A 5,933-nucleotide genomic window follows, 5' to 3' on the forward strand; every position below is an offset into this window, starting at 1 on the left:
GGACTGGATCTCCGCCTGACCCGGGCGGTTCAGGTAGGCGTGCTCGTCGGTCCAGAGATCGGGGTCGTAGGCCTCGACGTCGGGATCGGTGCCGACGTGCCGGGCGCGGGTCGTCGCCAGCGCCAGATGGCCGGCGCGGACTTCCTGTTCATGCGCGGCGCGATCCGTCCAGAACGCGCGGCGCTTGGCCCACAACGGCCCGAGGCCGTCGTCGTAGACGTTGCCGTTCTGGAAGACCATGCCCTGGATCGCATCCGGGCGCGCGGCGGCCAGACGCATGCCGACCGGCGCGCCGTAGTCCTGCATGAAGAGCACGTAGCGGTCGAGCTTCACCGCGTCGGTGAACTTGCCGACGACCTCGGCGAGGTGGTCGAAGGTGTAGGTGAACTGCGCCGGCGACGGCGCGTCGCTGTGGCCGAAGCCGGGATAGTCCGGCGCCACCAGGTGGTAGCGGTCGCCCAGCCGACGCATCAGCGCGTCGTACATGCGGGAGGAGCTCGGCACGCCGTGCAGCAGCAGGATGGCGGGCTTGCTGGCGTCGCCGGCCTCGCGGTAGGCGACCTGCACGCCGCCGACGGTCACGGAGCGGTAGTGGATGGGCGCGGCCGACGCCGTGCCGACGACGGCAGCGGACAAGGTCAGCGCGGCGGCCGCAGCGGCGGCGTGTGTCGCGATGGGATTGCGTTTCATAGATGCACCTTTGATCTGAAGAGAAGAACTCTCCGGACCGGTCTGAAGGCGCATCAGGGGCTGCTCAGTGGCAGCGGTTTCCCCTCTTCGACTTGCTGTTCAAACCCGTCCGATCGATGGGTTGAATGCTCGGCTACAGCTCGGATCAAGAGAATCCGGGCAGCGTCGAAAGGACTCTTTCGTGAAATGAAATGGTGAGGTCGCGCATGTCGGCGGCGTCCCCGTCGCAGCGGACTCTGGGGGCAGGACCTATTCGCCGAGGTACTTCAGCAGATTGACCCAGAAGTTCAGCTTGCTACCGAACACCAGAACGACGACCAGAACCGAGACCGCTGCGGCGATCAGATTCGCGACCACGTTGGACCAGACACTGGGCCAGAAGCCAAGCGTGCGCTCGATCTGTTTCAGCTGCCGCAAGTGATCGGCATCAGCATCGGCCAGCGCGTTGGCGAGCGACTGCTGAGCCATATCCTCCAGCATCGTCAAAGCCTCGGCACGATAGGCCTCGATCTGCGATGGAAGATTCATCCCAAGGACGAATCCATGCACATCCTCGTCAGGATGCGTCTTCATGAAATCGATCTTGTCCGCCTTGTACAGCGCGTAGGCGATAAGACCGGCAAGGTCCTGGCGGTGATCGACAAAGGTTTGAAAGGTCTGAGGCAGCATCAAGCAGTGACTTTGGCTTTCGCCAACCATCGCTCGAATGCATTGTTTGCAGCCTTCAGGATCTCTTCCCGGCTGGGCATCAGCGCTCGCACAGCAGGCGACGGCTCATAGTCCCGCCCTCGGGTCATCAGATGCTGATTCGCGCGCCTGATCGTGTGAACGGTGATGTACTTGCGAGCGGCCGAGTTGTTCATGAAGGGCAATGCCGCAGCGGTGAGGCTGCCGGAGTGAGGTGGGCGTGAACGGGTTTGGCAAACCTGAAGATTCCCGTCGTCCGGGGACGCTGTTCAGGAGAGGAAGCGCTACAGCTTCGCACCGGCGAAATGCTCGATCAATGACCCGTATCAGTAGTCGTTGCTGAAAGACTTCACCCCTCTTGAAGCGATGCTTCAACAGCCATTCCCCTAATGGGGGGGGAATTGCCCAATCCGTATGCAGAACCACGCAAAATTGCAAGGTTCTGCATATAACTTGGGCACGAAAAAGGGCGCCTCGGCGCCCTTCTCTCCCTCTGGGAACCGACGTTCTCAGAACGCAGCGATCCCCGTCTGCGCGCGCCCCAGGATCAGCGCATGGATGTCATGCGTGCCCTCGTAGGTGTTGACCACCTCCAGGTTCACCAGGTGTCTGGCGATGCCGAACTCGTCGCTGATGCCGTTGCCGCCCAGCATGTCCCGCGCCGTGCGCGCGATCTCCAGCGACTTGCCACAGCTGTTGCGCTTCATGATCGACGTGATCTCCACCGACGCGGTGCCCTCGTCCTTCATGCGGCCCAGCCGCAGGCAGCCCTGCAGGCCCAGCGTGATCTCGGTCTGCATGTCCGCCAGCTTCTTCTGCACCAGCTGGTTGGCCGCCAGCGGCTTGCCGAATTGCTTGCGGTCCATCGTGTACTGCCGCGCCGTGTGCCAGCAGAATTCCGCCGCGCCCAGCGCGCCCCAGGCGATGCCGTAACGCGCGCTGTTCAGGCAGGTGAACGGGCCCTTCAGGCCGCGCACGTCGGGGAAGGCGTTCTCCTCCGGGCAGAAGACCTCGTCCATCACGATCTCGCCGGTGATCGACGCTCTCAGGCCCACCTTGCCGTGGATGGCCGGTGCGCTCAGGCCCTTCCAGCCCTTCTCCAGCACGAAGCCGCGGATCTGTCCGCCATCGTCCTTGGCCCAGACCACGAACACGTCGGCGATCGGGCTGTTGGTGATCCACATCTTGCTGCCGCTCAGCGCATACCCGCCGTCCACCTTGCGCGCCCGCGTCACCATCGAGCCCGGGTCCGAGCCGTGATCCGGCTCCGTCAGGCCGAAGCAGCCGATCCACTCGCCGCTGGCCAGCTTGGGCAGGTACTTGCGCTTGGTCGCCTCGTTGCCGAATTCATTGATCGGCACCATCACCAGCGAGCTCTGCACGCTCATCATCGAGCGGTAGCCGCTGTCCACGCGCTCCACCTCGCGCGCGACCAGGCCGTAGCAGACGTAGTTGAGGCCGGCACCGCCGTACTCCTCCGGGATCGTCGGGCCGAGCAGGCCCAGCTCGCCCATCTCGCGGAAGATCGCCACGTCGGTCTGCTCGTGCCGGAAGGCCTCCAGCACGCGCGGCGCCAGACGGTCCTGGCAGTAGGCCGCCGCGGCGTCGCGCACGGCGCGTTCGTCGTCGGTCAGCTGCTGGTCCAGCAGCAGCGGATCGTCCCAGTGGAATGCCGCCTTCGCGGCCTTGGATGCGTGGCTCATGTGTCTCTTCCGTTCTTGAATGCGTTCAAACCGATCCTAGTCCCGCGCCGGCACCACCGCTGTCACCTCGATTTCAACCTTCGCACGGTCCTCGATCAGACCCGCGACCTGCACCGCGGTCATGGCGATCCCGTACTCGCTGCCGAGGACCTCGCGGTAGGCCTGGCCCACCTCGCGGCCGCGCGCGACGTACTCGCGCTTGTCCAGCAGGTACCAGGTCATCCGCACGATGTGGCGCGGCTCGGCGCCGGCTTCGGCCAGCACCGCCTTGATGTTGCTCAGCGCCTGGCGGCACTGCGCGACGAAGTCGTCGCTCTCGAACTGGCATTGCCCGTTCCAGCCGATCTGCCCGGCCACGCTGACCAGCGTGCCGGTCGCGGCAACGCCGTTGGCGTAACCGCGCGGCGCCGCCCAGCCGGCCGGTTGCAGCACCCGTTTGTCGGCGCCTGTCTTCTCGTTGTCGTTGTCGTTGTCGTCGTGGTTGTTGCTCATCGTCGTGACTCCTCTACTGCTCTGACGATTGATGGGATTGCTGCTGCTGGACCGCCCGCACCAGCGCGGCGCGGACGTCCTCGGGGAAGGGTTGCGACTGGTGCGTCTCCAGCGAGGTGCACACCAGCACCTGGCCGAAGCTCACGCGCGGTCCGTCCGCACCGTCGAAGCTCACGCGCAACGACAGCGAGCTGCGTCCGACGCGCTCGATCCACAGCCTCTGCGTCAGCCGCTCGCCCTGGCGGCTGATGCGCTCGAAGTTGGTCTGCAGCTGCACCGTCGGCAGGCCGACGCGGCGCGGGCCGAGCAGCTCCGCGTACGGAACGCTCAAGCCCTCGTTGAACCAGTCCTCGACGAAGGCGTTCAGCATCTCGAAATAGCGCGGGAAGAACACGATGCCCGCCGGGTCGCAGTGCCCGAAGCGGATCAATACCTCGCGCTCGAAAGCTGCCGTCATGTCGTCCCCCTCGTCATGTCGTTCCTGCCCCACTCAGACGCCCAGATGCCGATGCCACAGCCCCTGGTCGGCCGCGAGCGCCGTCGAGTCCCCGCGCCACACCACCTGCCCGCGCTCCAGGATGCTGTGCCGGTCCGCCAGCCGGATCAGCCGCTTCACGTACTTGTCGACCACCAGGATCGTCTGTCCGCCTTGCCGCAGCGTGTCCAGGCAGCGCCAGATGTCCTCGCGGATCAGCGGCGCGAGGCCCTCGGTCGCCTCGTCCAGCACCAGCAGCCGCGGATTGGTCACCAGCGCGCGGCCGATGGCGAGCATCTGCTGCTCGCCGCCCGAGAGCTGCTGGCCCATGTTGGAGGCACGTTCCTTGAGGCGCGGGAAGAGCGCGAAGACGCGATCGACGGTCCAGGGCTCCGTCGCGCGGCAGCGGTTGGCCTCGAAGGCCCGCAGATGCTCCAGCACGCTGAGGTTGGGGAAGATCTGCCGCCCCTCGGGCACGATCGCCAGCCCCAGCCGCGCGATGCGGTCGGCGCGCCAGCCGGTGACGTCCTCGCCCGCGAAGCGGATGCGGCCGCCGCTGGGCGCCAGCCAGCCGGTCAGGCAGCGCAGCGTCGTGCTCTTGCCCATGCCGTTGCGGCCCAGCAGCGTCGCCACCTCGCCCGGCGCGATGCGCAGGTCCAGGCCGAACAGCACCTGGCTGTCGCCGTAGCCGGCGCGCAGGCCGTCGATCTCGAGCAGTGCGTCGCTCATGCGGCCTCCTCCGCCTCGTCGCCGAGGTAGGCCTGCTTGACCGCCGCATCGTGGCGGATCTCGTCCGGCGAACCGGTCGCGATCACGCGCCCGCTCACCAGCACCGACACCCGGTCGGCCAGTCTGAACACCGCGTCCATGTCGTGCTCGACCAGCAGCAGGGTCAGGTGTTGCGCCTTCAGCGCGGACAGCAATTCGACCATCCGGGCCGATTCATCCGGTCCCATGCCGGCCATCGGTTCGTCGAGCAGCAGCAGCCGCGGCCGCGCGGCCAGTGCCAGCGCGAGTTCCAACTGGCGCTGCTCGCCGTGCGCGAGACTGCCCGCCACCCGGTCCGCCATCGCCGCGAGGCCGACCAGCGTGAGCATCGCCTCGGCATCGGCATACGCCGCCTCGTCAGCGCGCGCGGAGCGCCACCACGACGGCGCCGACGGACGCCGTGCGAGCACTGCCAGCACGACGTTGTCCAGCACCGTGAAGCGCCGGTAGATGCTGGTGATCTGGAACGAGCGCACCAGGCCCTCGCTCACGCGTCGGGGCATCGTCAGCGCGGTCACGTCCTCGCCGTCGAAGAAGATGCCGCCGCCGTCCGGCGCCAATGCGCCGGAGATCTGGTGGATCAGCGTCGTCTTGCCGGCGCCGTTCGGGCCGATCAGCGCGTGGGTCTCGCCGGCGCGGACATCGAAGCTCGCCTCGTCGGTCGCGGTCAGCGCGCCGAAGCGCTTCACCAGGCGATGGACCTGGAGCAGCGAGAGCGCAGGCAGCGCGGATGGCAAGCCCGTCGGTGCGGTCGCGCCGTCACGCATGTGCGGCTCCCTTCGACTTCGCCGTCGACGCCGGTGCGGTCTTCCTCGCGCCGAAGCGATCGAAGAGCCCCGTCAATCCACGGGGCGCGAAGAGCACCACGACGAGCAGGATCGCGCCGAGCGCGAACTGCCAGTGGATGGTCACGCCGGACAGCAGCTCCTCCAGCAGCAGGAACACCGCCGCGCCGAGCGGACCGCCCCACAGCGCGCCGGCGCCGCCCAGGATCACCATCACCATCAGCTGTCCCGACTGCGACCAATGCATCAGGTGCGGCGACACCAGCCCATTGAGGTTGGCCAGCAGCGCGCCGGCCAGTCCCGCGATCGCGCCGGCGACGACGAAGGCCGTCC

9 protein-coding genes are annotated in these 5,933 nt (G+C 67.1%); all 9 read right to left on the minus strand.

The genetic code is table 11. The features are described 5' to 3' along the window. Nucleotides 1–690, minus strand: a 690-nt coding sequence (locus tag VF536_RS24620; protein ID WP_331617578.1) for an alpha/beta fold hydrolase, incomplete at its 3' end; no start/stop codon positions are given. A gap of 249 nt (nt 691–939) precedes the next feature. Beyond that, the gene (locus VF536_RS24625; RefSeq protein WP_331617579.1) at nt 940–1,359 is read right to left on the minus strand and encodes a hypothetical protein; all 420 of its coding nucleotides are present in this window, start codon (nt 1,357–1,359) and stop codon (nt 940–942) included. Then, on the minus strand, nt 1,359–1,553 hold the full coding sequence (locus tag VF536_RS24630; protein WP_331617580.1) for a hypothetical protein: 195 nt from the start codon (nt 1,551–1,553) through the stop codon (nt 1,359–1,361). The genes VF536_RS24625 and VF536_RS24630 overlap by 1 nt, the downstream gene beginning before the upstream one ends. A 333-nt stretch (nt 1,554–1,886) precedes the next feature. Further along, a complete protein-coding gene (locus tag VF536_RS24635; protein ID WP_331617581.1) occupies nt 1,887–3,080 on the minus strand; it encodes an acyl-CoA dehydrogenase in 1,194 nt (397 codons plus the stop codon). A gap of 36 nt (nt 3,081–3,116) precedes the next feature. Then, nucleotides 3,117–3,572, minus strand: coding sequence for a RidA family protein (locus VF536_RS24640; RefSeq protein ID WP_331617582.1), 456 nt, complete (start codon nt 3,570–3,572; stop codon nt 3,117–3,119). A 13-nt stretch (nt 3,573–3,585) separates the two neighbouring features. Then, nucleotides 3,586–4,029 carry an acyl-CoA thioesterase gene (locus tag VF536_RS24645; RefSeq protein WP_067281665.1) on the minus strand — a complete coding sequence of 148 codons (444 nt, stop codon included), beginning with the start codon at nt 4,027–4,029 and terminating at the stop codon, nt 3,586–3,588. A gap of 33 nt (nt 4,030–4,062) precedes the next feature. Further along, nucleotides 4,063–4,776 (minus strand): ABC transporter ATP-binding protein, encoded by a 714-nt coding sequence (locus VF536_RS24650; protein WP_414710445.1) that lies wholly within the window; start codon nt 4,774–4,776, stop codon nt 4,063–4,065. Further along, complete coding sequence (locus tag VF536_RS24655; RefSeq protein ID WP_331617584.1) at nt 4,773–5,582, minus strand: ABC transporter ATP-binding protein; 810 nt, start codon at nt 5,580–5,582, stop codon at nt 4,773–4,775. The genes VF536_RS24650 and VF536_RS24655 overlap by 4 nt, the downstream gene beginning before the upstream one ends. Then, nucleotides 5,575–5,933: ABC transporter permease subunit (locus tag VF536_RS24660; protein WP_414710446.1), on the minus strand; the 359-nt coding region annotated here is incomplete at its 5' end. The genes VF536_RS24655 and VF536_RS24660, both read right to left, overlap by 8 nt.

Source organism: Roseateles sp. (assembly GCF_036486225.1).
In the GTDB taxonomy this organism is placed as follows: Bacteria; Pseudomonadota; Gammaproteobacteria; order Burkholderiales; family Burkholderiaceae_C; genus Roseateles.

What these genes read in the sequence shown, in the direction of transcription:
- VF536_RS24650 (WP_414710445.1), bottom strand. Translation starts at nt 4,776, where the DNA reads ATGAGCGACGCACTGCTCGAGATCGACGGCCTGCGCGCCGGCTACGGC.
- VF536_RS24630 (WP_331617580.1), bottom strand. Translation starts at nt 1,553, where the DNA reads ATGAACAACTCGGCCGCTCGCAAGTACATCACCGTTCACACGATCAGG.
- VF536_RS24625 (WP_331617579.1), bottom strand. Translation starts at nt 1,359, where the DNA reads ATGCTGCCTCAGACCTTTCAAACCTTTGTCGATCACCGCCAGGACCTT.
- VF536_RS24645 (WP_067281665.1), bottom strand. Translation starts at nt 4,029, where the DNA reads ATGACGGCAGCTTTCGAGCGCGAGGTATTGATCCGCTTCGGGCACTGC.
- VF536_RS24640 (WP_331617582.1), bottom strand. Translation starts at nt 3,572, where the DNA reads ATGAGCAACAACCACGACGACAACGACAACGACAACGAGAAGACAGGC.
- VF536_RS24635 (WP_331617581.1), bottom strand. Translation starts at nt 3,080, where the DNA reads ATGAGCCACGCATCCAAGGCCGCGAAGGCGGCATTCCACTGGGACGAT.
- VF536_RS24655 (WP_331617584.1), bottom strand. Translation starts at nt 5,582, where the DNA reads ATGCGTGACGGCGCGACCGCACCGACGGGCTTGCCATCCGCGCTGCCT.